22 protein-coding genes are annotated in these 24,660 nt (G+C 75.7%); all 22 read left to right on the top strand.

Translation table 11 applies throughout. From position 1 onward, the window contains the following. Nucleotides 1–24: 24 nt before the first annotated feature. Nucleotides 25–2,349, top strand: a complete 2,325-nt coding sequence (locus O7600_RS06150; RefSeq protein ID WP_281592710.1) for a glycoside hydrolase family 3 N-terminal domain-containing protein — start codon at nucleotides 25–27, stop codon at nucleotides 2,347–2,349. A 223-nt stretch (nucleotides 2,350–2,572) separates the two neighbouring features. Next, nucleotides 2,573–4,042 (top strand): glycosyltransferase family 39 protein, encoded by a 1,470-nt coding sequence (locus tag O7600_RS06145; RefSeq protein ID WP_281592709.1) that lies wholly within the window; start codon nucleotides 2,573–2,575, stop codon nucleotides 4,040–4,042. Nucleotides 4,043–4,241: 199 nt separating this feature from the next. Then, nucleotides 4,242–6,005 carry a glycosyltransferase family 2 protein gene (locus O7600_RS06140; protein ID WP_281592708.1) on the top strand — a complete coding sequence of 588 codons (1,764 nt, stop codon included), beginning with the start codon at nucleotides 4,242–4,244 and terminating at the stop codon, nucleotides 6,003–6,005. Next, nucleotides 5,999–7,159, top strand: coding sequence for a glycosyl hydrolase (locus O7600_RS06135; protein WP_281592707.1), 1,161 nt, complete (start codon nucleotides 5,999–6,001; stop codon nucleotides 7,157–7,159). Before O7600_RS06140 ends, O7600_RS06135 begins: the two co-directional genes overlap by 7 nt. A gap of 126 nt (nucleotides 7,160–7,285) precedes the next feature. Next, the gene (locus tag O7600_RS06130; protein ID WP_281592706.1) at nucleotides 7,286–8,173 is read left to right on the top strand and encodes an alpha/beta hydrolase; all 888 of its coding nucleotides are present in this window, start codon (nucleotides 7,286–7,288) and stop codon (nucleotides 8,171–8,173) included. A gap of 93 nt (nucleotides 8,174–8,266) precedes the next feature. Continuing rightward, nucleotides 8,267–10,984, top strand: a complete 2,718-nt coding sequence (locus O7600_RS06125; protein ID WP_281592705.1) for a LuxR family transcriptional regulator — start codon at nucleotides 8,267–8,269, stop codon at nucleotides 10,982–10,984. A gap of 235 nt (nucleotides 10,985–11,219) precedes the next feature. Beyond that, the gene (locus O7600_RS06120; protein ID WP_281592704.1) at nucleotides 11,220–13,496 is read left to right on the top strand and encodes an FAD-dependent oxidoreductase; all 2,277 of its coding nucleotides are present in this window, start codon (nucleotides 11,220–11,222) and stop codon (nucleotides 13,494–13,496) included. After that, nucleotides 13,493–13,813 carry an antibiotic biosynthesis monooxygenase family protein gene (locus O7600_RS06115; protein WP_281592703.1) on the top strand — a complete coding sequence of 107 codons (321 nt, stop codon included), beginning with the start codon at nucleotides 13,493–13,495 and terminating at the stop codon, nucleotides 13,811–13,813. Before O7600_RS06120 ends, O7600_RS06115 begins: the two co-directional genes overlap by 4 nt. Continuing rightward, nucleotides 13,810–15,039 (top strand): cytochrome P450, encoded by a 1,230-nt coding sequence (locus tag O7600_RS06110; protein ID WP_281592702.1) that lies wholly within the window; start codon nucleotides 13,810–13,812, stop codon nucleotides 15,037–15,039. The genes O7600_RS06115 and O7600_RS06110 overlap by 4 nt, the downstream gene beginning before the upstream one ends. A gap of 29 nt (nucleotides 15,040–15,068) precedes the next feature. Then, nucleotides 15,069–15,734 (top strand): TcmI family type II polyketide cyclase, encoded by a 666-nt coding sequence (locus O7600_RS06105; protein ID WP_099160621.1) that lies wholly within the window; start codon nucleotides 15,069–15,071, stop codon nucleotides 15,732–15,734. A gap of 105 nt (nucleotides 15,735–15,839) precedes the next feature. Then, on the top strand, nucleotides 15,840–16,223 hold the full coding sequence (locus O7600_RS06100; RefSeq protein ID WP_091574028.1) for a DUF1622 domain-containing protein: 384 nt from the start codon (nucleotides 15,840–15,842) through the stop codon (nucleotides 16,221–16,223). Between the two features lie 30 nt (nucleotides 16,224–16,253). Continuing rightward, nucleotides 16,254–16,730 (top strand): macro domain-containing protein, encoded by a 477-nt coding sequence (locus O7600_RS06095; RefSeq protein WP_281592701.1) that lies wholly within the window; start codon nucleotides 16,254–16,256, stop codon nucleotides 16,728–16,730. A gap of 111 nt (nucleotides 16,731–16,841) precedes the next feature. Continuing rightward, nucleotides 16,842–17,243, top strand: coding sequence for a helix-turn-helix domain-containing protein (locus O7600_RS06090; RefSeq protein ID WP_281592700.1), 402 nt, complete (start codon nucleotides 16,842–16,844; stop codon nucleotides 17,241–17,243). Then, the gene (modA, locus tag O7600_RS06085) at nucleotides 17,240–18,031 is read left to right on the top strand and encodes a molybdate ABC transporter substrate-binding protein (RefSeq protein ID WP_281592699.1); all 792 of its coding nucleotides are present in this window, start codon (nucleotides 17,240–17,242) and stop codon (nucleotides 18,029–18,031) included. Before O7600_RS06090 ends, modA begins: the two co-directional genes overlap by 4 nt. Next, nucleotides 18,028–18,825, top strand: a complete 798-nt coding sequence (locus O7600_RS06080) for an ABC transporter permease (RefSeq protein ID WP_099160624.1) — start codon at nucleotides 18,028–18,030, stop codon at nucleotides 18,823–18,825. Before modA ends, O7600_RS06080 begins: the two co-directional genes overlap by 4 nt. Then, the gene (locus tag O7600_RS06075) at nucleotides 18,822–19,883 is read left to right on the top strand and encodes an ABC transporter ATP-binding protein (protein WP_281592698.1); all 1,062 of its coding nucleotides are present in this window, start codon (nucleotides 18,822–18,824) and stop codon (nucleotides 19,881–19,883) included. Before O7600_RS06080 ends, O7600_RS06075 begins: the two co-directional genes overlap by 4 nt. Before the next feature lie 96 nt (nucleotides 19,884–19,979). After that, entirely contained in the window at nucleotides 19,980–20,258 is a 279-nt protein-coding gene (locus O7600_RS06070; RefSeq protein WP_281592697.1) for a hypothetical protein, read from the top strand. 92 nt (nucleotides 20,259–20,350) lie between these two features. After that, nucleotides 20,351–21,328, top strand: coding sequence for a dehydrogenase (locus O7600_RS06065; RefSeq protein WP_281592696.1), 978 nt, complete (start codon nucleotides 20,351–20,353; stop codon nucleotides 21,326–21,328). A gap of 2 nt (nucleotides 21,329–21,330) precedes the next feature. Then, nucleotides 21,331–21,729: a 6-carboxytetrahydropterin synthase gene (locus O7600_RS06060; RefSeq protein WP_281592695.1), complete on the top strand. Its 399-nt coding sequence runs from the start codon at nucleotides 21,331–21,333 to the stop codon at nucleotides 21,727–21,729. A 4-nt stretch (nucleotides 21,730–21,733) separates the two neighbouring features. Continuing rightward, a complete protein-coding gene (locus O7600_RS06055) occupies nucleotides 21,734–22,771 on the top strand; it encodes a glycosyltransferase family 4 protein (protein WP_281592694.1) in 1,038 nt (345 codons plus the stop codon). Then, nucleotides 22,768–23,577, top strand: a complete 810-nt coding sequence (locus O7600_RS06050) for a class I SAM-dependent methyltransferase (protein ID WP_281592693.1) — start codon at nucleotides 22,768–22,770, stop codon at nucleotides 23,575–23,577. Before O7600_RS06055 ends, O7600_RS06050 begins: the two co-directional genes overlap by 4 nt. Before the next feature lie 90 nt (nucleotides 23,578–23,667). Then, entirely contained in the window at nucleotides 23,668–24,636 is a 969-nt protein-coding gene (locus O7600_RS06045; protein ID WP_281594077.1) for a lysylphosphatidylglycerol synthase transmembrane domain-containing protein, read from the top strand. Nucleotides 24,637–24,660 lie beyond the last annotated feature (24 nt).

The following is a 24,660-nucleotide window of genomic DNA, read 5'->3' as shown; positions in this document are numbered from 1 at the left end:
GCACAACCAAGCGAAAGGCACAACATGACAGAGGTCCACACGGTGCTGGTCGGGCCGGCGCCGGCTCAGGCGGGCCCGGACCACGGCCGGCCGGACGGGCACGCCGGCGAGGCCCGCATCCGGGAGCTGCTCGCCCGGATGACGATCGAGGAGAAGATCGCCCAGCTCGTCGGCTTCTGGGAAAAGGAGGACGGTGAGGCGGTCGCACCCCTGCAGGGCGAGTTCGCCGACGCCGCCCGGCTGGAGGAGTTCTCCCGCCACGGGCTCGGTCACCTCACCCGGGTCTACGGCACCCGCCCGGTCGACGCCGCGTCCCGCGCGGCCTGGCTGTGGCGGTTCCAGCGCGACCTGGTGACCGGCACCCGCCTGGGCATCCCGGCGATCGTGCACGAGGAGTGCCTCACCGGGCTGTCGGCGTGGAAGGCGGCCACCTTCCCCACCCCGCTGGCCTGGGGCGCCGCGTTCGACCCCGACCTCGTCACCGAGATGGCCGCGGCGATCGGGTCCTCGATGCGGGCGCTCGGCATCCACCAGGGGCTGGCGCCGGTGCTCGACGTGATCCGGGACCCGCGCTGGGGCCGGGTCGACGAGTGCATCGCCGAGGACCCCTACCTGGTGGGCACCATCGGCACGTCGTACGTGCGTGGCCTCCAGTCACAGGGGGTGCACGCCACGGTGAAGCACTTCGCCGGCTACTCCGCCTCCCGCGCCGGACGCAACTTCGCCCCGGTGCACGCCGGCCCCCGCGAGCTGGCCGACGTGCTGCTCCCGCCGTTCGAGATGGCGGTCCTCGACGGTGGCGTACGCAGCGTCATGCACTCGTACGCGGAGATCGACGGCGTGCCCGTCGCCGCCGACCCGACGCTGCTGACCGACGTGCTGCGGGACCGGTGGGGCTTCGACGGCACGGTGGTGGCCGACTACTACGGGGTCGCCTTCCTGAACCTGCTGCACCACGTCGCCCGCGACCACGCGGAGGCGGCCGGGCAGGCGCTCGCGGCCGGCGTCGACGTCGAGCTGCCCACCGGCGACGCCTACCTGACGCTGCGGGACACGGTGCGCTCCGGCGCGGTCGACGAGGCGTTGGTCGACCGGGCGGTGCTGCGGGTTCTGCGGCAGAAGTGGGAACTCGGCCTGCTCGACGCCACGTTCGCCGAGGAGCCGCCCCGGGCGGTCGACCTGGACTCGCCGGAGCACCGGGCGCTCGCCCGCCGTCTGGCCGAGGAGTCGCTCGTCCTGGTGGCCAACCGGGACGTCCTGCCCCTGCCCGCCGGCCGGCGGGTGGCGGTCGTCGGCCCGAACGCGGACCGGCCGGGCGCGCTGTTCGGCTGCTACTCCTTCCTCAACCACGTGCTCGTCCAGCATCCTGGCGTGGAGACCGGCTTCGAGGTGCCGACCGTGCTCGACGCGACCCGCGCGGAGTTCGGGGCCGACCTGGTCACGTTCGCCACCGGCTGCGAGGTGGACACCGACGACCGGTCCGGGTTCGCCGAGGCGGTGGCCGTCGCGTCCGCCGCCGACGTCGCGGTGCTCGTCGTCGGCGACCACGCCGGCCTGTTCGGGCGCGGCACGGTCGGTGAGGGCTGTGACCGGGACGACCTGGAGCTGCCCGGTGTCCAGCGCGAACTCGTCGAGGCGGTGCTGGCCACCGGCACCCCGGTCGTGCTGGTGCTGCTCACCGGCCGGCCGTACGCCGTCGGGTGGGCGCTGTCCCGGTGCGCGGCCGTCGTGCAGGCGTTCTTCCCCGGCGAGGAGGGCGCCGGCGCGATCGCGGGCGTACTCTCCGGGCGGGTCAACCCGTCGGGCCGGCTGCCGGTCACCCTGCCCGGCCCGGCGGGGGCGCAGCCGTACTCGTACCTGCACCCCACGCTGGGCGAGGGTGGCGAGGTGACCAACCTGCCGGCGACGCCGGTGGCGCCGTTCGGCCACGGCCTGTCCTACACCACGTTCGGGTACGCCGAGCTGACCGTGCCCGGCACCGTGCCGACCGACGGGGCGCTGCGGGTCACGGTGCGGGTGGCCAACACCGGGGCGGTCGCCGGCGACGAGGTGGTCCAGCTCTACGGCCGCGACCTGGTGGCGTCGGTGACCCGGCCGGTGGCGCAGTTGCTCGGGTACCGGCGGGTGCGCCTCGAACCGGGCGAGGCGGTCACGGTCGAGCTGACGGTGCCCACCACCCGCCTGGCCTTCTCCGACCGCACGCTGACCCGGGTCGTGGAGCCCGGGGACGTGGAGGTGTGGGTCGGCACCAGCGTGCGGCGGGACGCGTGGGCGTCGACCACGCTGGTCGGTGACACGGTCGCGGTGACCAACGCCGCGCCACGCTGGACGACCACCGAGGTCGGCTGAGCGCCGCCAACCCCGGGGCGGGTGGTGGTGTCCCACTCGCGGGGACTGCACCGCCCGCCCCGCACCCCTTGTTGGGGCTTTCACGGCATATCGGATGTTATGTCGATTTCGGCTCAGTAGGCTCCGGGGTGTTGTCCAGCCCGTGACCCACGGGTCCCGGCGTCGTCGCGCCCGGTCGGCTGGACCCCGGTCGCCGGCCCCCAACAGGGATGCGTGAGTCACGATGATGGACGCGGACACCATGGTGCTGCCCCGGCTCGGGCCGGCGGAGGTCGGCGTCGAGGATCCGTGGGGCGAGGACCGGCCGCGCCGGGCCCCCGCGAGCGTCGCGCGCCGGCCGACCCGGTGGCGGGTCGCCGCGTGGCTGCTGCCGGCGCTGCTGACCGGCGGACTGGGTGGCGTCGGGCTGGACCGGCCGGGCCTGCGGGCCGAGGAACTGGACACCTGGCGCGCGGCCACGTCCCCGTGGCGCGACCTCCGGTCGGCGTTGGCCGGGGACGAGGTCACGCTCGTGCCGTACCACCTGCTGATCCGGGGCTGGGCGGCGCTGTTCGGCGCCGCGGATCCCACGCTGCGCGTACCGTCGCTGCTGGCGGTGACCGTGGCCGCGGCGCTCGTCGGCGCGCTCGCCGCGCGGATGTTCACCCCCGGCACGGGCGTGCTGGCCGGCCTGCTCTTCGCGGCGCTGCCGACCTCGACCCGGTACGCGCAGGAGGCCCAGCCGTACGCGCTGGCCGTCTGCGCGGCCGTGCTCGCCACCTGGCTGCTGCCGGCGGCTGTGGACCGGCCGGGCGTGCGCCGGCTCGCGCCGTACGCCGGGGCCGTGGTCCTGCTGGGCCTGTGCCAGCCGGCCGCGCTGCTGCTGCTCGCCGGCCATGGCTGGGTCGTGCTCGCCTTCCGCCGGGCGGCCGCCGCCCGCTGGCTGGCGACAGTGGTCCTGGCGGCGCTCCCGGTGGCCGCGCTGCTCTGGGCCGGGGTCCGGGCCGGCGCGCGGCTCGCACCCGGCGTCCGCGTCGACCCGGCGGCGCTGGTGGCGACACCCCGGGACCTGTTCGGGGCCGTCGCCGTCGGCGCCCTGCTGGCCGGTCTGGCCCTGTTCAGCCTCCCGCTGCGCTACGCCGCCGCGATCTGCACCGCGTGGGCGCTCGTGCCGGCGCTCGGGTTGCTGCTCGTCGCCCGGACCGTGCCGGTCTGGTCGCCGGCCGTCCTGCTGTTCACCCTGCCGGCCTGGGCGGTGCTCGGCGCGGCCGCGCTGTCGCGGATGCGCGCCGGCTGGGCGGTGGCCGGGCTGGCGGCGGTCGCCCTGGTCGGCGCGCCGGCCCAGGCCGCGGCGCGGGCGCCCGACGGCCACGGCCAGGATCCCCGCCGGGTCGCGGCGATCGTCGACGGTCTGGGTCAGCGCGGGGACGCCGTGCTCTACGCCGATCCGACCGGGCGCACGGTGCTGGCGCGTTACCTCCCCGCCGACCGGCGGCCGGCCGACGTGCTCGCCGATGCGGGTCCGCTCGCCTGTGCCGGTTGCCCCGACGGTCACCGCCGGCTGTGGCTGATCCGTTCCGGGACCGCCGTGGCGCCGTCCGGCGACGGTCCGGCGGAGCGGGCGCTGCGGGCCGGGTACCGGCCGGCGCAGGTCTGGCGGCCGACCGGTTTCACCGTGGTGCTGTTCGTGGCTGGACGACCGGCATCTGCCTGATTCGCACCATTTGTTGTTGATTGCCGGCTTAGCATCTGTCGGGGTTCCTGGCGAGCCCGATGCAGATCATGGGGGAAACGTGGCCGTCGCCGCCGATACACGCCCGTCCCGGGGCGCGGAACCGGGAACTCCGGTTGACCGCCCGGCACCGGTCGCCCCGCCCGGGCGGCCGCGCCGGCCCGGCCCGGACCGTGGACAGTTGAACGTCCGGGCCCGGCTGGCGTACGCCCGGTGCGGCGCCACCGCCGGGCCGCTGCGCCCGCCCCGCCGTCCGGACGCCCCGGTCGAACTGCGTCCCGCCGCCTCGGTCGCCGCCCGGTCGGTGCTGACCCTGCTCGTGCTGCTCAACAGCGCCACCGGCCTGATCTTCGTCGGCTGGCTGCTGTTGCCGCAGCACGTGCCCGGCCCGGGTGTGGTCGGGCTCGGCGGCTGGCAGACGATCGCCGCGCGGCTCGCCTTCTGCGTGGTCGTCGGCGTCGAGCTGATCCGCCTCGCGCAGAACGTGGTGGTGTGGGTGTTCGCCTTCCACGCCAAGGACCCCGTGCCGGTCGACCCCCCGGTGGGCCTGCGGGTCGCGCTGCTCACCACGATCGTGCCCAGCAAGGAGCCGATCGACGTCGCGGAGCGGACCCTGCGCCGGCTCCGCGAGATCGTCTACTGCGGACGCGTCGACGTCTGGATCCTCGACGAGGGCGACGACCCCGAGGTGCGGGCGATGGCGGCGCGACTGGGCGTCCGCCACTTCAGCCGCAAGGGGCGGCCGGAGTACAACCAGCCGCGCGGCGAGTTCCGGGCCCGGACCAAGTCCGGCAACCACAACGCCTGGCGGGCCGAGCACGAGCACCGCTACGACGTGGTGGCCAACGTCGACCCGGACCACGTGCCGCTGCCGAACTTCCTGGAACGCACGCTCGGCTACTTCCGCGACCCGGACGTCGCGTTCGTGGTGACCCCCCAGGTCTACGGCAACATGCACCAGAACTTCGTCGCCCACGGCGCCTCCGTGCAGCAGTACCTCTACAACGGCCTGATCGCCCGGGGCGGCAACGGCCTGGACGCGCCGCTGCTCACCGGCACCGGCCACCTCTACCGCCCGGCCGCGTGGCGGACCATCGGCGGTTACCAGGACTCGATCATCGAGGACCACCTCACCAGCATCCGGATCCACGCCGCGGTCAACCCGGCGACCGGACGGCGGTGGAAGGGCGTCTACACCCCGGACGTGGTGGCGCTGGGGGAGGGGCCCACCTCCTGGGCCGACTACTTCAACCAGCAGAAGCGCTGGGCGGCCGGCATCTGCGAGATCCTGTTCCGCCGCGACCTGCGCGCGCCGCGCGAGCTGCCGGCCCGCCGTCGTTGGCAGTACCGCCTGCTCCAGTTCTACTACCCGAGCGTCGCGGTCAGTCTGCTGCTGGGCAACGCCGCCACCGCGCTGTACCTGCTCACCGGCGTCGACGCGGGCCGGCTCGACCCGCAGGTCTGGGCGGCGCTGTGGGGCTCGACGCTCGGTAGCTGGTTCCTGCTCTGGCTCTGGCTGCGCCGCTTCAACATCGCTCCGCACGAGCGGGAGGAGGTGGGCATGGTGGGGATGGCGCTCGCCCTGTTCGCCGGGCCGGTCTACGTGGCCGCCGCGGTGGGCGCGCTGCTGCGCCGTCGGCTCGGCTTCGTGGTGACCGCCAAGGGAGCGCTGCGCACCGTGGAGTCGCTGCGCACCTTCCGCCTCCACCTGTGCTGGGCGGCGGCCGCCGCCGGACTGCTCGGGGCCAGCTTCGCACTGGGCCACGACTACCCCCTGCTGCGGGTGTGGCCGGTGCTGACGCTGCTCACCGGGCTCGCGCCGCCGGTGATCGCCTGGGTGGAGAACGCGCGGGCCCGCCGCGACGAGCCGGAACCCGCCCCGCGACCGCCCGGTGCGGCGGAACGGCCCGTCCCGGCGGCGGTCGGTGGTGGTGCCCCGTGCTGAGGCTGACGTTGCCCCGGGTGGGCCTGGCACTGGCCGGTGTGCTGCTGCTGGCGTACGCCTTCGTGGTGGCGCCCGGCGCGTGGCGCGCCCCGACCGAGGACGTCCCGACCCAGGGACGCGCCGTGACCACGCCGGAGGCGGTGGCGATGGCCGACGCCCCGGCGGTGGCCGGGCCGGGCCCGGTCGCGGGCACGTTCCCCCCGGCCGGGCGGGCGTTCTTCGGGGTGATGACCGACAAGGGCCCGTACGACTTCACCGCCGTCGACCGGTTCGCCGCGGCGGCGCGGCGGGCACCGCAGGTGATGCTCTTCGGCGCCGGCTGGGCGTCGGCGACCTTCGACCGGAGCCTGTTCGACCGGATCGCCGACCGGGGCATGATGCCGATGTTGGGCTGGGAGCCCTGGGACCACACCGTCGACGAGGCCGCCCGCCGCACCGGACTGCCGGTCCGCCAGGTCGACCGCCTGCGGGCCACCCAGCCGGACTACCGGTTGGCCCGCATCGTCAGCGGGGACTTCGACGGTTACCTGCGGTCCTGGGCCGAGGGGGTGCGGTCGCTCGGCTACCCGATCGCCATCCGCTTCGCGCACGAGATGAACGGCGACTGGTACCCGTGGTGCGAACGCGCCAACGGCAACCGACCCGGTGACTACGTGCGCGCGTGGCGGCACGTGCACGACATCTTCACCGCGGCCGGGGCGACCAACGTGGCCTGGGTGTGGAGCCCGAACGCCCGCTGGGACAAGACGACCGCCGGGCTGGGCGGGCTCTACCCCGGTGACGACTACGTCGACTGGGTCGGTGTCACCGGCTACTACGGCACGGGCGCCTTCACCAAGACGTACTGGACCTTCGACCAGATCTTCGGGCCCACCATCAATGAGATCCGTGCCGTCACGGACAAGCCGCTGGTCGTCACCGAGACCGGCGCCGCCGACACGGCGACGCGCAAGGCCCAGTGGATCCGGGAGACCTTCCGCTCGCTGCCCCGCTACCGAAACCTGATCGGGCTGATCTGGTTCGAGCTGGACAAGGAGCAGGACTGGCGCATCGCCGCCTCGCCGGTCGCGGCGACGGCGTTCGCCGAGTCGGTGGCCGACCGGCGCTACGACGTGACCTGGTCGCCGGCGATGCGGCCACGCCCCGGGTCCTGACCCCGCTCCCGGAGGGAACTCCCGGTCGGGCGGCCACGGAGACCGGTGATTTCGCCGATGCGCGCGCCGGGCCGGGAGTCGATGCTGACGCATGTCGATGTAATTCCGGCGCAAGGAGTGACCGACGTGCCCACCACCCGTTCCCGTACCCCCGTCCGTGCCCTGGCCCGACTCGCCGTGGCGGCCCTGCTCGCCACCGGCGGCGCCCTGGCCGTCCCGACCGCGGCGAGTGCCGCGAGCCCCTACGAGCGCGGCCCGGCGCCCACCAACGCCATCCTGGAGGCCAGCCGCGGGCCGTTCGCCACCTCGTCGATCAGCGTCTCCTCGTGGAGCGTCACCGGCTTCGGCGGCGGCGTGATCTACTACCCGACCAGCACCGCCGAGGGCACCTTCGGCGCGGTGGCCATCTCGCCCGGCTACACCGCCACCTGGTCCAGCCTGAGCTGGCTCGGGCCGCGGATCGCCTCGCACGGCTTCGTGGTGATCGGCATCGAGACGAACACGCTGCTGGACCAGCCGGACAGCCGGGGCCGGCAGCTCCTGGCCGCGCTGGACTACCTGACCCAGCGCAGCTCGGTGCGCGGCCGGATCGACTCCTCCCGGCTCGCCGTGGCCGGGCACTCGATGGGCGGTGGCGGCAGCCTGGAGGCCGCCGCGTCGCGGCCGTCGTTGCAGGCCGCCGTCCCGCTCGCACCGTGGAACCTGGACAAGACCTGGTCCGAGGTGCGGGTGCCGACCTTGATCATCGGCGGCGAGACCGACAGCATCGCGCCGGTGGCGACCCACTCGATCCCGTTCTACACCAGCATCCCGTCGTCCTCGGAGAAGGCGTACCTGGAGTTGAACGGCGCCAACCACTTCTTCCCGCAGACCGTGAACACGCCGCTGGCGAAGCAGGCGGTGGCCTGGCTGAAGCGGTTCGTCGACGACGACACCCGCTACGAGCAGTTCCTCTGCCCGGGGCCGAGCGGGTCCGCGATCGAGGAGTATCGCAACACCTGCCCCAGCGCCTGAGCCCACACGTTGACGGGACGGTCGCCGCGTCGACCGTCCCGTCAGCGTGTCCGCCTCTTTTCCGACGGGTTACCCATAGGTGACACTGGATGCATGGTTTCTGCATCGACAGTGCATATAAACCTGTGGGGCCGGGACGACGAGTGCGACGCGATCCGTCGGCTCCTCGACCGGGACTCCGGCGGCGCGCTGCTGTTCCACGGCCCGCCCGGCTCCGGGCGCACCACCCTGCTGACGTACGCCCGGCGGGTGGCGGGGGAACGGACGTTGCTCACCGGCGCCGGCCTGGCCGACGAGGCCGCCCTGCCCTACGCCGGGCTGCACCGTCTGCTCGATCCCGTGCTGGACGCGGACGCGGCCCTGCCGGTGCGGCAGCGACGGCTGCTCCGGCGCGTGCTCGGCGGCGGCGGATGCCCGGCCGACCAGCGCCTGGCCCTGGCCGCGGCGGTGCGCTCCCTGCTCGCCGCCGCAGCCGAGCGCCGGCCGCTGCTGTGCACCGTGGACGACCTCGACACCGGGGACCGGCAGAGCGCGTGCACGCTGGCGGTGGTGGCGCGGCGGCTGCGCCGGCTGCCGGTGGCGCTGCTGCTGACCACGACGTCCCCGACGGCCGTCGACGGCGTCCCGGCGTACCGGCTGCGGCCGCTGCACGTCCGGGAGTGCCAGGCCATGCTCGCCGGACGCCGGGACCCTCCACCGGCAACCGTGGCCCGCGCGTTGGCCGCGCTGAGCAGCGGCAGTCCGCAGGCCCTCGCGGACCTGGCCGACACGCTCACCCCGGCTCAGTGGCGGGGCGAGGAGCCGTTGCCCGACACGCCGCCGGTGGACGGCGCGCTCGCCGCCGCCTACCGCGTCCGCCTCGACCGGTTGCCGGCGCCGACCCGGCGGATGGTGCTGCTCGCCGCGCTCGACGCGCACGACGACCCGGGCATCCTGGTGCGCGCCGCCTGGGCCGGCGGCCTGACCGTCGAGGCGCTCGCCCCCGCCGAGGCGGCCGGCCTGCTGCGTACCGGGCCGCACGGGGTGACGTTCCCGGATCCGCTCGCCCGGCCGATGATCACCGCGGTCGCGCCGCTGGCCGACCTGCGCGCGGCACACCTGCTGCTGGCCGGCACGCTCGCCGCAGGCCCGCTGGGCCGGGCGTTGCGCCACGCCACCGGCGCCGACTGCCCGGCCGACGTGCTGGCCGCCGAGCTCGCGGTGGCGGTCGACCGGGCACCGGACCGGGCCGCCGCGGCGGTCGCGCTGCGCCGCGCGGCCGAGCTGACCGCCGACCCCGCCCGGGTGGCCGAGCTGACGGTCGCGGCGGCGCGCTGCGCCTGGACCGCCGGCGACCCGGACCAGGCCCGGGAGCTGCTGCGCCGGCTCGCCCCCGGACCGACGGTGCGCGGCCCGGCCGACCTGGTCCGGGGCGACATGCAGCTGCGGTGCGACGCCCCGGCCGCCGCGGTGGCGACGCTGCTGGCCGCCGCCGACGCGGTCGCGCCGACCGACCGCCGCTCCGCGCTGCTCGCGCTGGTGCGCGCCGGCGAGGCCATCTGCGTCACCGGCGACCACTACCGCTATGCCGAGGTGGCGCGGCGGGCCGAGGCGTTGCGGCGCCCCGGTGACCCGCCCGAGGTCGACCTGCTGGCCACCTTCGCGGTGGGCGTCGGGGCGACCCTGCGCGGTGACCACGCCCGCGGCGGCCCGGCGCTGCGCCGGGTCGTCGTCCTCGGCGGCCGGCTGGCCGGACCCGCGGCCACCCCCGCCGCTCTGGCCTGCGCCGCCGCGGCCGCCCTGCTGGTGGGCGTGGACGGCCCCGCGCACCGGCTCGCCGACCGGGCGGTGGAGGTGGCCCGCTCGTCCGGCGAGGTGTCCCTGCTGCCCCGGGCGCTGGAGCTGCGGGCCGTCGCGGAGTATTGGCTGGGCCGCCACGAGGCCGCCGCGGAGACCGCCCGGCAGGGCGTGCGCGCGGCCCGCGCCGCCGGTCAGCACGTCTGCGCCCAGGTGCACCTCGGCATCCTCGCGGTGCTGGCGGCGGTGCGTGCCGACCGGGTCGGCGCGCTGGCGCGGATCGCCGAGATCGGCGACGGGGCCGCCCCCGGGAGCCGGCCGGACGCGTACGCCCGGTGGGCGCTCGGCGTGCTGGACCTCATCGACGGCCGGTACGCCGACGCCGTCGCCCGGCTGGCCGCGCTGGCCCGCGCGCGCACCGGTCGGGGGCAGGTGCTGGTGCAGGTGATGGCGACGCCCTACCTGGTGGAGGCCGCCGCCCACGAGGGCGGGCGGCCGGCGGCCGCGCTCGCCGTCTTCGACCACTGGGCCAGCAGTACGGCCAGCCCGTCGCGCCGGGCGCTCGCCGCGCGCTGCCGGGCGCTGCTCGCGCCGCGCGGCGGCCCGGAGGCCGAACAGGAGTTCCGTGCGGCGCTGCGGCTGCACCCGGCCGACACCGACCGGTTCGAGCGCGCCCGCACCGAGCTGCTGTTCGGCCGCGAGCTGCGCCGCCGGCGCCGGCCCCGGGACGCCCGGGCGCACCTGCACCGCGCCCGGGAGGCGTTCATGCTGCTCGGCGCGACCGCCTGGGCCGACCGGGCGGGCGAGGAGCTGCGCGCGGCGGGGGAGTCGGTCGGACCCGGCCGGCCCGGGCCGGAGCAGTTGCTGACCGGCCAGCAACTGCACATCGCCCGGCTCGTCGCGCAGGGGGCGACCAACCGGGAGATCGCCACCCGGATGTCGCTGTCCACCCGGACCGTCGACCACCACCTGCGCAACGTCTTCCACCGGCTCGGCGTGCGCTCCCGCACCGAGCTGGCCCGCCTGCTGCCCTGACCGCCGCGCCGCCCTCGGTCAGCGCAGCGCGGCCACGGCCGCGTCGGCGCCGCCCCGCCAGAGCACGCCCGCCCAGGACAACGCCTTGTCGCCACCCTTTGCGACAAGCGCGGAGCGGTCCCGCGTCCCGGCGGCGTCACCGGAGGGGGACGTCGCGGCATGCGGCGGTGACGAACGGGTGACGCGACCTCCGGCAGGGTCGCGGCACGAGGACGGGACGGTTCGAGGGGGCGGCATGATCAGGACGATGCTCCGGCTGCGCGCGCGTGCGGGGTGCGAGCCCGCGGTCGGACCGGCCTGGGAGACCGTCGCCGGACAGGTCGGCGCGCTCACCGGCAACCTCCGGCACGAGCTGCTGCGCGACGCCCTGGACCCGTACGGCTTCGTCGTGGTCACCGAGTGGACCGACGAGGCGGCGCTGCGCGCGTACCGGGACGGGCCGGTGGCGGAACGCCTGGGCGACCTGCTCCGGCCGCTGACCGAGCCGGCCGACCCGCCCGACTACCCGCCGATGCGGGAGGACGGCGACGGCGACGGCCCGGTCTACGTGGACGTCGAGCTGACCGTGCCACGCGCGCGGCTCGCCGAGTTCCACCGGGGCTACCCCGAGGTGGTGCGGCGGATGGCGGCGATCCCCGGCTACCGGCGTGAGCAGCTGCTCCGCGAGCCCGGCTCCGACACGCACCACATCTTCGCGGAGTGGGACGGCGCCGCGCCGTTCCTCGCCTGGATCGGCGACCCGGCCCACGCCTCGGTGCAGGCCGGGCCGATCGCACCGTTCCTTCTCGACATCCGGCGCCGCCTGTTCCACGTCGTACCCGACGGGGCCGGCCGCCACTCGACCACGGGCAGGGAGGCCGACGTGCAGCAGACAACGGACGTACTGGTCGTCGGGGCGGGGCCCACCGGGCTCACCGCCGCCGTCGAGCTGGCCCGGCGCGGCATCGACTGCCGGGTCATCGACAAGCAGGTGACACCGCCCGGCCACGCGGACAAGGCGATCGGTGTGCACTGCCGCACCATGGAGATCTGGGAGGAGCAGGGCGTCGTCCGGGAGGCCATGGACGCCGGCATCTGGCTCACCGGCAACATGGTCTTCGTCAACGGCGAGCAGACCCACCGGATGAGCTGGGAGCTGCCCGGCCTGCCGTACGACCACCTCGGCCTGCCGCAGTACGAGACCGAGCGGATCCTCACCGCCCGGCTGGCCGCGCTCGGGGTGCGCCCGCAGCGCGGCGCCGAACTGGTCGACTTCACCCAGGACGCCGACGGCGTGACCGCCACCGTCCGCACCGCCGACGGCGGCACCGAGACGGTACGCGCGGCGTACCTGGTCGGCGCCGACGGCGCGCACAGCCGGGTACGGGAGCGGCTCGGGCTCACCTTCACCGGCGGTCTGGGCCGGTTCCCGCAGCTGTTCATGCTGGTGGACGTCGACGTGAACTGGGACATGCCGGACGGGCACCTGCTGCGGTTCCTGCACATGACCGACGGGCAGATGGACGGGATGCTGGTCTGCGTACCGCTGCGCGGCGCGCACCGCTACCGCATCGCCACGCTCGCCCCGCCCCGGTTCTTCGCCCAGACCGGCGGGCGGGACGCCCCGCCCGGGTTCAGCGAGGAACTCGACGAGCCGACCATCTCCGACGTGCAGGCCGCGCTGGACCGCCTCGCGCCGCCCGGCACCCGGGCGAGCAACCTGCGCTGGTCGTCGGTGTTCCGGATCAGCCACGGCATCGTCGACCGCTACCGCGACGGACGGGTCTTCGTCGCCGGGGACGCGGCCCACCTGCACCCGCCCGCCGGCGGCCAGGGCATGAACACCGGCATCCAGGACACCTGGAACCTGGCCTGGAAGCTGGCCCTGGCGGTACGTGGGCTCGCCGCGCCCGGCCTGCTGGACAGCTACGAGACGGAGCGCCGCCCGGAGGGCGAGGAGATCGTCGGCCGGGCGGTACGGATGGCCGGCACCGAGGAGGTGGACCGCGCCGACCTGGAACGGCAGTTCCTCCAGGAGATGTCCATGCTGCTCAGCTACGCCGGCAGCCCGCTGGTCGGGGAGACCGTCGCCGACCCGGCCGCGCTCGGCGACGCGCCCCGCCCCGGCGACATCGCGCCGGACGTGGACGGGTTGCGCCGGCGCGGGGTCGGCCACCCGCTGCGGTTGCGGGACCTGACCCGGGGCACCCGGCACACGCTGCTGCTCTACGCGGACGCCACGGCCGATCCGGCGCGGCTGGCCGGGTTCACCGACCTGTGCGCCGACGCGCGCCGCCTCGCCGGTGGCGAACTCGACGCGTACCTGCTGCTCGACCCGGAGGCCGACGAACCGCGCCTGGCCGACCCGCCGGTGGTGCGCGACGCCGACCGCCGGTTCCGGGCCGGGTACGGGCTGACCGGCACCGGGCTCTACCTGATCCGCCCGGACGGGCACGTCGGGTTCCGGGGCGCGCCGGTCGACCCGGACGCGCTGCGCAAGCACCTGCACCTGATCTTCGGGAGCGCGCGGTGAGCCGGGTGCGCACGGTGCTGGCGATGCGGACCCGCCAGGGGTGCGAGGCACAGTTCGAGGCGGCGTGGCTCACCGTCGCCCAGGAGATCCGGTCCCTGGACGGCTGCCTGCACCAGGACCTGGTCCGCGACGCCGACGACCCGCGCAGCTATCTGGTCATCAGCGACTGGGCGGACCGGGAGCGGCTGGACGCGTTCGGCCGCAGCGCGCACCGGGACCGGCTGCTGACCATCATCCGCGAGCTGCGCGAGTCCGCGCAGCGCCACACCTACCAGGTGCTGCACAGCGTGGCCGGCGAGCCGGGGGAGGGGCGATGACCGACGACGACAAGGTGCCGGCCGCCGAGTTGTACACCGAGGCGTTCGCGGCCGACCCGTACCCCACGTTCGCCCGGCTGCGGACCGAACGGCCGGTCTGCCCGGTCGGCTCGCCGCGGTTCGACTCGTGGCTGATCACCGGCTTCGACGACGCGCGCGCCGCGCTGACCGACCCGCGACTGTCCAAGGACCTGTACGGGCCGGAGCAGCACTACCTGCGGATCTTCGGCCCGAACTCGGAGGGGTTGAACCGCAACATGCTCAACTCCGACCCGCCCGAGCACACCCGGCTGCGCCGGGTCGTGTCGCAGGCGTTCGCGCCCCGGCGGATCGAGGCGTTGCGTCCCCGGGTGGCGGTGATCGTCGACCAGCTCATCGACAAGATCATCCCGCAGGGCGAGTCGGACCTGATGCACGACTTCGCGATCCCGCTGCCGATGACGGTCATCTGCGAGCTGCTCGGCGTGCCGCCCGCCGACCACGGGCGGGTGCTCGACTGGACCCAGGTCATCCGCACCTCCGGCTCGACCAGCCGGCCCCCGGCGGAGGAACGCGCGGCGGTCCAGGAGGCGCAGCTGCGGCTGCACCACTACCTGGCCGACCTGGTCCGGGCCAAGCGCGACGACCCGGCCGACGACATCATCGGCGCGCTCGTGCGGGCCGTCGACCAGGACGGGACGCTGTCCGAGGCCGAACTGGTCACCACCACGTTCCTGCTGCTCTTCGCCGGGCACCAGACCACCGCCGACTTCCTCGGCAACGCCGTGCTGGCCCTGCTCACCCACCCCGAGCAGCTCGAACTGCTGCGCGCCACGCCCCGCCTGCTGCCGGCGGCGATCGAGGAACTGCTCCGGTTCGACGGCCCGCTGCCGGTGGCCAGCCCGCGCATCGCCACCGAGGACATCGACTACCAGGGGGTACGCATCCCGCGCGGGTCGATCGTCGGGGTGGCGATCAACGCCGCGAACCACGACCCCGGCCACTTCGCCGACCCCGACCGGCTCGACGTGCGCCGGGTCCGGGGACCCCACCTCGGCTTCGGCCACGGCGTGCACTACTGCCTGGGCGTCTCGCTGGCCCGGATGGAGGCGGAACTCGCCCTGTCCGCGCTGCTGCGCCGGCTGCCCGGGCTGCGGCTCGGCGTCCCGCTCGCCGAGGTGCGCCGGCTGCCGGCCGCCTCGCCGTTCCGCGGCCTGCTGGAACTACCGGTCACCTTCACCGTCTAGCCCGTCCCACCCGTCTTCGAGGAGCAGTCATGGTCTTCCGGAACGTGATCGTCTGCCACATGGTCCCCGGCAGCGAGCAGATCGTCGGCGACGTCTTCGGCCACTACGACCAGGTCACCCGGCCGCAGGACCTCGGCGTCATCGGCCGGTACCTGCTGTCGCACCACGACCTCTACATCCACGTGATCGAGCGGGAGCAGGACCCGCGGATCTCCGGGCAGACCCGCGGGCTGCCCGCGTTCCAGAAGATCGCCGAGGCGATCGGTCCGTACGTGACCCCGTACCCGCGCTACTGGAAGAACCCGTCGGACTCGGTGGCCAAGGAGTTCTACCACTGGGCGCCCGAGGGTGAGCCGCCGGCGGACACCACGCTCACCGTGATCGTCGGGCGGATCAAGCCCGGCGCCGAGCCGGATGTGGCCCGGGTCTTCGGCGAGTCCGACGCCGGGTCGCTCCCGACCGACCTGGGCGTGACCGGGCGCTGGCTCTACTCGATCGACGACGTCTACGTGCACCTGCTGGAGCAGGAGTCCTCGGCCGCCGAGGCGACCCGGGACCAGCACGGCGACGCCCCGTCGTTCGGCAAGGTGATGCAGGACCTCGGCCCGTACATCGAGCCGTACCGGCCGGAGGTGTGGCACGGCCCGCAGGACTCGGTGGCCACGGTCTTCTACCGCTGGCAGGCCCAGGACTGAGCCACCTCACGCGCGCTCCCGCCACCGGGTGGCGGGAGCGCCGAATCCCCCTGTCGGTCGCGGTCCGTGCGTCAGGCTGGACCCGATTCCGTACGGGGGTGTCGGGTGCCGACCAAGGAACTCATCCAGCACGTCGGCGCGCTGCTGGACCTGGCCGGGGTGCTGGTCATCGCGGTCGGCGTGGCGGTCGCCACGGTGGTCTTCGCGGTGCGCTGCGGGCGCACCCGGCAGGTGGTGGCGAACTACCGGGCCTACCGGCAGGGCGTCGGCCGGGCGATCCTGCTCGGCCTGGAGTTCCTGGTCGGCGGCGACATCATCCGCACGGTCGCGGTGTCACCCACCTTCACCAGCGTCGGCGTGCTCGCGCTGATCGTGCTGGTCCGGACGTTCCTCAGCTTCTCGCTGGAGGTCGAGCTGGACGGCCGCTGGCCCTGGCAGGGCCGCCCGCCGGTGAGCCGGCCGAGCGTGGGCGCCCGGCCGCAGCGCTGACCGTCGCGCCCCCGGGGCAGGATGACGACCGTGCGCACGCTGCGGATCATCCAGGGAGACGCGACCAGCCCGCAGGCGAAGGGCCCCAAGGTGATCGCCCACGTCTGCAACGACCTGGGCGGCTGGGGGAAGGGTTTCGTCCTGGCGATCTCCCGGCGCTGGCCGGAGCCCGAGCGTGACTACCGCGACTGGCACCGGCACCGGGCCGGCAACGACTTCGGCCTCGGCGCCACCCGGCTGGTGCGGGTCGCGCCGGACCTGTGGGTGGCCAACATGGTCGGCCAGCGCGGCATGCGACGCGGCAGCGGCGGGCCGCCGGTCCGCTACGACGCGGTGGAACGCTGCCTCACGGCGCTGGCCGACCACGCCGAGGAACTGGGCGCGTCGGTGCACATGCCCCGCATCGGATGCGGGCTGGCCGGCGGCTCGTGGCAGCGGATCGAGCCGCTGGTGCTGCGCACGCTGTGCGCCCGCGACATCCCGGTGACCGTCTACGACCGGTCCTGAGCCGCACCCCCGGTGGCACGCAGGTGCGGCGTCCAGATGGCGTAGCGCCTTGCGCGTGCGAGGCCGTGAGCCCCTTCCCGACCGTATCTGCATGCCTATAGGGTGGCCGGCGTGACGGTGTTCCGGATCGGCGAGGCCGCCGAACTGCTCGGGGTCAGCGCGGACACGGTCCGGCGCTGGATCGACGCCGGCCGGTTGCCGGCCGCCCGCGACGAGCACGGCCACCGAGTGCTCGACGGCGCCGACCTGGCCGCGTTCGTCCGCGCCCCCGGCCACCCCGAGCTCACCTCGGCCCGCAACCGGCTGCGCGGCATCGTCACCGCCGTCGTCAAGGACACCGTGATGGCCCAGGTCGACATCCAGGCCGGGCCGTTCCGGGTGGTGTCGCTGATGAGCCGCGAGGCCGTCGACGACCTCGACCTCCAGGTCGGGTCCGTGGCCGTCGCCGTGATCAAGTCGACCACCGTGGTGGTGGAACGCGCCCCCGCGCCCAAGGGAAGGACCAACCCGTGACCGTACGGCGGCTCCGCGCCACCCTGGCCGGCGCGCTCGTGGCGGCGCTCGTGCTCGCCGGCTGCGGCGGCGGGACGGACGAACCGGCGGCCGGGCGGGACGGCGGCGGCCCGGTGACCGTGTTCGCCGCCGCCTCGCTCACCGAGTCCTTCACCCGGCTCGGCACGGACTTCGAGGCCGCCCACCCGGGCAGCACCGTCACGTTCAACTTCGCCGGCAGTTCGGCGCTGGCCACCCAGATCACCCAGGGCGCGCCGGCCGACGTGTTCGTGGCGGCGTCCCCGGCGACGATGAGGACGGTCACCGACGCCGGCGACGCGGCCGGCACGCCGGTCACCCTGGTCCGCAACCAGCTCGTCGTCGCCGTCCCGAAGGGCAACCCGGGCCGGGTCGCCGGCCTGGCCGACCTCGCCCGGCCCGGCGTCAAGGTGGCGCTCTGCGCCGAGCAGGTGCCGTGCGGCGCGGCGGCCCGGACCGCGTTGGACGCCGCCGGCGTCCGGCTCACCCCGGTCACCCTGGAACAGGACGTCAAGGGCGCGCTGGCCAAGCTGCGCCTCGGTGAGGTCGACGCCGCGCTGGTCTACCGCACCGACGTCCGCGCCGCCGCCGCCGACCTGGACGCGGTCGAGTTCCCCGAGTCCGCCCGGGCGGTCAACGACTACCCGATCGTGGTGCTGCGCGGCGCCGGCAACCCCGAGGGCGCCCGCGCCTTCGTCGACTTCGTCCGCTCCGACGCGGGTCTGGCCGTGCTCACCGCCGCCGGTTTCCAGGCCGCGTCCGGGTCGTGAACCGCGCGGTACGCCGGCAACGGGTCCCGGCCGCCCTGCTCGTCCCCGCCGGGCTGGGGCTGGTCTTCCTCGTCCTGCCGTTGGTCGGCCTGCTGGTCCGAGCGCCCTGGACCACGCTGCCCCGGCGGCTCGGCGAACCGGGCGTGCTCACCGCGCTGCGGCTGTCCCTGGAGACCGCCACCGCCGCCACCCTGCTCTGCGTCGCGCTCGGCGTACCCCTGGCCTGGCTCCTGGCCCGGGTGGAGTTCCCCGGGCGGCGGCTGGTCCGCGCGCTGGTCACGGTGCCGCTGGTGCTGCCGCCGGTGGTCGGCGGCGTGGCGCTGCTGCTGGTCTTCGGCCGGCGCGGGCTGCTCGGGTCGTGGCTGGACGACACGTTCGGCGTGACGCTGCCGTTCACCACCGCCGGGGTGGTGCTGGCCGAGGCGTTCGTCGCCATGCCGTTCCTGGTCATCGCGGTCGAGGGGGCGCTGCGCGCCGCCGACCCCCGCTACGAGGAGGCAGCGGCCACGCTCGGCGCCGGCCGCTGGACCACCTTCACCCGGGTCACCCTGCCGCTGGTCGCCCCCGGCGTGGCGGCCGGCGCGGTGCTCTGCTGGGCCCGCGCGCTGGGCGAGTTCGGCGCCACCATCACGTTCGCCGGCAACTATCCCGGCCGGACCCAGACCATGCCGCTCGCCGTCTACCTGGCCCTGGAGACGGACCCGCAGGCGGCCATCGTGCTCAGCCTCATCCTGCTCGTCGTCTCCGTGGCCATCCTCGCCGGCCTGCGCGACCGCTGGGTCGGTGCCTCATGAGCGCCAGTGCCCTGCTGGACGCGCACCTGGTCGCCGAGCGGGACACGTTCGGACTGGACGTGCGGCTGCGCATCGCCGCCGGGGAGGTGGTGGCGCTGCTCGGCCCGAACGGCGCCGGCAAGACCACGGCGCTGCGGGTGCTGGCCGGGCTGCACCCCCTCGCCGCCGGGCACCTCACCCTCGACGGCGTCGACCTGGACCGGCCCGACCGGCGGGTGTGGACGCCGCCGGAGCGGCGGCCGGTCGGCGTGGTGTTCCAGGACTACCTGCTCTTCCCGCACCTGAGCGCGCTGGACAACGTGGCCTTCGGACCCCGCCGCCGGGGTGCCGACCGGCGTGCCGCCCGGGCCCGGGCGCAGGGCTGGCTGGACCGGGTCGGCCTCGGCGAGCAGGCCCGACGGCGGCCCCGGCAGCTCTCCGGCGGGCAGGCCCAGCGGGTGGCGCTGGCCCGCGCGCTCGCCGTCGAGCCGACCCTGCTGCTGCTCGACGAGCCGCTCGCCGCGCTCGACGCCCGGACCCGGCTGGACACCCGCGCCGAACTGCAACGCCACCTCGCCGCCCATCCCGGCGCGACGCTGCTGGTCACCCACGATCCGCTGGACGCCCTGGTGCTGGCCGACCGGCTGGTCATCGTCGAGCACGGCCGGGTGGTGCAGGAGGGCGACGCGGCGACCGTCACGGCCCGGCCGCGCACCGACTACGTGGCCCGGCTGGTCGGGCTCAACCTGCACCGCGGCCGGGCCGACGGGCGCAGCGTCACCGTCGGCGGCCTCGCCCTGACCACCGCCGACAGCGTGCACGGGGAGGCGTTCGTCGCGTTCCCGCCGGCCGCCGTCGCGCTGCACCCGACGCGTCCCGAGGGCAGCCCGCGCAACGTCTGGCCGGCCACGGTGACCGGGGTGCAGCGGCACGGCGACAACCTGCGGGTGCAGCTCGCCGGGCCGGTCGAGGTGGCCGCCGACGTCACACCCGCCGCGGCGGCGCAACTCGGGCTGCGCCCCGGCCAACCGGTCTGGGCGGCGGTGAAGGCCGCCGAGACGCGCACCTACCGGGCGTGAGATATCCCGCTGGTCGCAGGATGTGCGCAGGTGGGAGGTTTGACGTCGGCTCCTCCGGTCACTGGGACGGTGAGCCACGACGGAAGGGGGACACCGGTGCCCGACACGATCCGGACCAGGTCCAGTCAGGACGCCGCCCTGCCCGAGGGCGTCACCGATCCGCTGCTGTGGCGCGCCGCGTACGACGTGGCCGCCGCGCACCGGCCCGACCAGGCCGGCCGCTGCACCAGCCTGCTCTGCGCCGGCCGCCCGGCGCCCTGCCCGCCGTTCACCGCGGCGCACAAGGCCATGCGGCTGGCCGGGGACGCCGGCCGTCGCGCCGGATACGACGAGTCCGCCGGCCGGCCGACCCGCGACCGGCGGCGCGCCGCCTGAGCGTCGCGGGGCCGGGCGGTTCGAACCGTGGACGCCCCGCTTCCGTGTTTATGATCGACAACTCGGTCGGAATGCGGGGAAGAGGAGAGTTCGTGACGGTCGACGCCCACGCCTTCTGGCTCCGCGCTCCCGGCCAGGGCGAGATCCGGCCGGTCCGGCTCGCCCCGCCCGGCCCCGACGAGGTGCTGGTCCGGACCCGGTTCTCCGGCGTCAGTCGGGGCACCGAGACGCTCGTCTTCACCGGTCGGGTCCCGGTCGACCAGTACGCCGCCATGCGTGCCCCGTTCCAGTCCGGCGACTTCCCCGCGCCGGTCAAGTACGGCTACCTCAGCGTGGGCACGGTCGAGGAAGGCCCGGCGGAGCTACGCGGTCGGACCGTGTTCTGCCTGCACCCGCACCAGAGCGCGTACGTGGTCCCGGCCGACGCCGTGGTGGTCGTGCCGGACGGGGTGCCGGCGGCGCGCGCGGTGCTGGCCGGCACCGTGGAGACCGCGGTGAACGCGCTCTGGGACGCCGCGCCGCTGGTCGGCGACCGGGTCACCGTGATCGGCGGTGGCATGGTCGGGTGCGGCGTGGCCGCCCTGCTGGCCCGCTTCCCCGGCGTCCGGGTGGAGCTGGTCGACGCCGACCCGGCGCGGGCCGCGGTGGCCGCGGCGCTCGGCGTCGACTTCGCCCTGCCCGCCGACGCGGCCGGCGAGCGCGATCTGGTGGTGCACGCCAGCGCCACCGCCGACGGGTTGCAACGCGGCCTGGAGCTGCTCCGCCCGGAGGGCACCGTGCTGGAGCTGAGCTGGTACGGCGACCGGCCCGTCACCCTCTCGCTCGGCGGCGCGTTCCACTCCCGGCGGCTCGGCATCCGCAGCAGCCAGGTCGGCACCGTGTCGCCCCGGCGCGCCGACCGCAGCTACGCCGACCGCCTCGCCCTCGCCCTGGACCTGCTGGCCGACCCCGCGTTCGACGCGCTGCTCACCGGCCGGTCCCGCTTCACCGACCTGCCCGACGTGCTGGACCGGCTCGCCTCGGGCGAGCTGCCGGCGCTGTGCCATCTCATCACCTACGGCGAGGAGTGAACGTGTTCAGCGTGACCGTCCGGGACCACATGATGGTCGCCCACAGCTTCCGCGGCGAGGTCTTCGGCCCGGCCCAGCGGCTGCACGGCGCGACGTTCGTCGTCGACGCCACGTTCCGCCGCGCCGACCTGGACGCCGACGGGATCGTGGTCGACATCGGGCTGGCCACCGAGCAGCTCAAGGCCGTGCTCGGCGAGCTGACCTACCGCAACCTCGACGACGAGCCGGCCTTCGCCGGGGTGAACACCACCACCGAGGTGTTGGCCCGCACCGTGGCCGACCGGCTCGCCGACGCGGTGCACGCCGGACGGCTGGGGGAAGGGGCGCGGGGGCTGGCCGGGATCGCCGTCACCCTGCACGAGTCGCACGTCGCCTGGGCGAGCTACGAGCGGTCGCTGTGACCGGATGACCGCCGTCCACGTGGTGCTGCCGGGCGACATCGACGACCCGGCGAACCCCAGCGGCGGCAACGCGTACGACCGGCACGTCTGCCGGGGACTGGCCGCGCTCGGCTGGGCCGTGCGCGAACACCCGGTGCCGGGCGGCTGGCCGCAGCCGGCGCAGCGCGAGCGGGCCGAGCTGGCCGGGCTGCTCGGCGGGCTGCCCGACCACGCGGTCGTGCTGCTCGACGGCCTGGTCGCCTCGACCGTGCCGGACGTGCTCACCCCGCACGCCGGCCGGCTGCGCCTGGTGGTGCTGGTGCACCTGCCGATCGAGGACGAGGCCGAGGGCCGGGCGCTGGCGGCGGCGACCGCGGTGGTCGCCACCAGCGACTGGACCCGGCGGCGGCTGCTCGACCACCACGGACTCGCCGGCAGCCGGGTGGTGGTCGCCGAGCCCGGGGTCGACCCGGCGCCGCTCGCCACCGGCACGCCCGGCGGCGGTCGGCTGCTCTGCGTCGCGGCGGTCACCCCGATCAAGGGCCACGACGTGCTCGCCGCGGCGCTGGCCCGGGTCGCGGACCTGGCCTGGACCTGCGACTGGGTGGGGCCGCTGGACCGGGACCCGCGGTTCGTCGACCGGATGCGTCGGCGGCTGGTCGACACCGGCCTCGCCGACCGGGTGCGACTGACCGGCCCCCGCACCGGCGACGACCTGGCCACCGCGTACGCAGCCGCCGATCTGCTGGTCCTGCCCTCGCGGCGGGAGACGTACGGCATGGTGGTCACCGAGGCCCTGGCCCGGGGTGTACCGGTGCTGGCCGGCGACACCGGCGGCCTGCCGGCCACGCTCGGGCACGCCCCCGACGGCGAGCGGCCGGGCCTGCTGGTGCCACCGGAGGAGCCGGGCGCGACCGCCGACGCGCTGCGCCGCTGGCTCACCGACCCCGCCCTGCGGGACCGGCTGCGCCGCGCCGCCCGGCAGCGGCGGCACACCCTCACCGGCTGGCCGGTCACCGTGGACCGGCTGGCGACCGCGCTCAAGGAGGCGACCGCGGCATGACCACCTCACTCCCGCCCGACTTCGCGGACTGGCTGCGGCTGCGCGAGCCCGCCGACGCCGCCGCCCGCTCGACCGAGCTGGCCGACGCGGTCCGGGACCGGCTCCCGGCCGACCGGCCGCTGGTCGTGCACGACCTGGGCAGCGGCACCGGCTCGATGGCCCGCTGGCTGGCCCCCCGGCTGCCCGGCCCGCAGCACTGGGTGCTGCACGAACGCGACGCCGACCTGCTGGCACTGGCCGGCGTCGGGCGGCTCACCGCCGCCGACGGCGGCCCGGTCACCGTGACCACGCGGGGCTCGGACATCACCCGGTTGACCGCCGCCGACCTGGCCGACGCCCACCTGGTCACCGCGTCGGCGCTGCTGGACATGCTCACCGCCGAGGAGATCGACCGGATGGCGGCGGCCTGCGCCGGGCATCCCACGCTGTTCGCGCTCACCGTGCTCGGCCGGGCGGAGTTCAGCCCGCCGCATCCGCTGGACGCCGAGCTGACCGCCGCGTTCAACGCCCACCAGCGGCGCACCGTCGACAGGCGGGTGCTGCTCGGCCCGGACGCGGTGGACGCGACGGTGGCCGCGTTCGCCCGCCACGGCGTCGAGGTGGCGGTGCGGTCCACCCCGTGGCGGCTCGGCCCGGAGCAGGCCGCGCTGGCCGCCGAGTGGCTCGCCGGCTGGGTCGACGCGGCCGTCGAGGAACGACCGCATCTGGCCGGGCCCGCCGCGACGTATAGGAAGTGGCGGCTCGACGAGGCCGCCGCCGGCCGCGTGGAGGTCGTGCTGCACCACGCCGACCTGCTCGCCGGCTGAACCGTACGGCCCGCCGACACGTGACATCCGGTGGGAACGAGGGAGGACCGCTTGTCACACGTCGCCGTCGCCGGGTCCGTACCGGCCGTCATGCCCGCGCCCGTCCGGTCGCGCCGGGCCCGGGCCCGCCTCGCCCGGGTGGGCCGGGCCTGGGGACGTCCGCTCGCCGGGCTGGCGGTGCTGGCGGTGCTGGTCGCCTCCGTGGGCACCGGTCCGTTCCTGGCCGGGCTGCGGCTGATCGACGCGCCGGCGCTCGCCGCCGCGCTCGGCATCGGTGTGGTCACCACGGTCTGCTGCGCCTGGCGCTGGTCCCTGGTCGCCGGCGGGCTGGGCGTACGGCTGCCGATGCGGGCCGCGGTGGCGCACTGCTACCGGGCGGTCTTCCTCAACTCCACCCTGCCCGGCGGGGTGCTCGGCGACGTGCACCGGGCGGTGCGGCACGGCCGCGACGCCGGGGACGTGGCCCGGGGCGTCCGGGCGGTGGTCTGGGAGCGCACCGCCGGGCAGGTGGTCCAGGTGGTCATCGCGGTGGGGCTGCTGGCCGCGTTCCCGTCCCCGGTCCGCCCGTACCTGCCGGCGCTGGCCGCCGGCCTGGCCGTGGTCGCGCTGGCGCTGGTGCTGGCCGCCCGCGCGGTGCCCCGCTCCGGTGCGTCCCGCTGGGCGCGGGCGGCGCGGACCGCGCTCGCCGACGTGCGCTGCGGGCTGCTGGGCCGCCGGACCTGGGCCGGCGTGGTGGTGGCCTCGACCGTGGTGTTCGCCGGCCACCTGGCCACCTTCGTGGTGGCCGCCCGCACGGCCGGCGCGGACGCCCCGCTGTCCCGCCTGCTGCCCCTGACGCTGCTCGCGCTGCTCGCCATGGCGGTGCCGCTGAACGTGGGCGGGTTCGGCCCGCGGGAGGGGGTGGCCGCGTGGGCGTTCGCGTCGGCCGGGCTGACCGCCGCGCAGGGCGTCGCCACCGGCACGGTCTACGGCGCGCTGGTCCTGGTGGCCAGCCTGCCCGGCGCCGCGGTGCTGCTGGTGCGCCGCCTGCCGCGCCGGGAGCCCGGCAACTGTCGGTGATCCCGCCTACGGTGAGGGTGCGAG

This window comes from Micromonospora sp. WMMA1998 (assembly GCF_027497375.1).
GTDB lineage: Bacteria > Actinomycetota > Actinomycetes > Mycobacteriales > Micromonosporaceae > Micromonospora > Micromonospora sediminicola.
Note: the sequence above shows the minus strand (reverse complement) of the source record. Positions and strands in the feature narration are given on the sequence as shown.

What these genes read in the sequence shown, in the direction of transcription:
- O7600_RS06150 (WP_281592710.1), top strand. Translation starts at nt 25, where the DNA reads ATGACAGAGGTCCACACGGTGCTGGTCGGGCCGGCGCCGGCTCAGGCG.
- O7600_RS06145 (WP_281592709.1), top strand. Translation starts at nt 2,573, where the DNA reads ATGATGGACGCGGACACCATGGTGCTGCCCCGGCTCGGGCCGGCGGAG.
- O7600_RS06125 (WP_281592705.1), top strand. Translation starts at nt 8,267, where the DNA reads ATGGTTTCTGCATCGACAGTGCATATAAACCTGTGGGGCCGGGACGAC.
- O7600_RS06120 (WP_281592704.1), top strand. Translation starts at nt 11,220, where the DNA reads ATGATCAGGACGATGCTCCGGCTGCGCGCGCGTGCGGGGTGCGAGCCC.
- O7600_RS06110 (WP_281592702.1), top strand. Translation starts at nt 13,810, where the DNA reads ATGACCGACGACGACAAGGTGCCGGCCGCCGAGTTGTACACCGAGGCG.
- O7600_RS06105 (WP_099160621.1), top strand. Translation starts at nt 15,069, where the DNA reads ATGGTCTTCCGGAACGTGATCGTCTGCCACATGGTCCCCGGCAGCGAG.
- O7600_RS06075 (WP_281592698.1), top strand. Translation starts at nt 18,822, where the DNA reads ATGAGCGCCAGTGCCCTGCTGGACGCGCACCTGGTCGCCGAGCGGGAC.
- O7600_RS06055 (WP_281592694.1), top strand. Translation starts at nt 21,734, where the DNA reads ATGACCGCCGTCCACGTGGTGCTGCCGGGCGACATCGACGACCCGGCG.
- O7600_RS06050 (WP_281592693.1), top strand. Translation starts at nt 22,768, where the DNA reads ATGACCACCTCACTCCCGCCCGACTTCGCGGACTGGCTGCGGCTGCGC.
- O7600_RS06045 (WP_281594077.1), top strand. Translation starts at nt 23,668, where the DNA reads ATGCCCGCGCCCGTCCGGTCGCGCCGGGCCCGGGCCCGCCTCGCCCGG.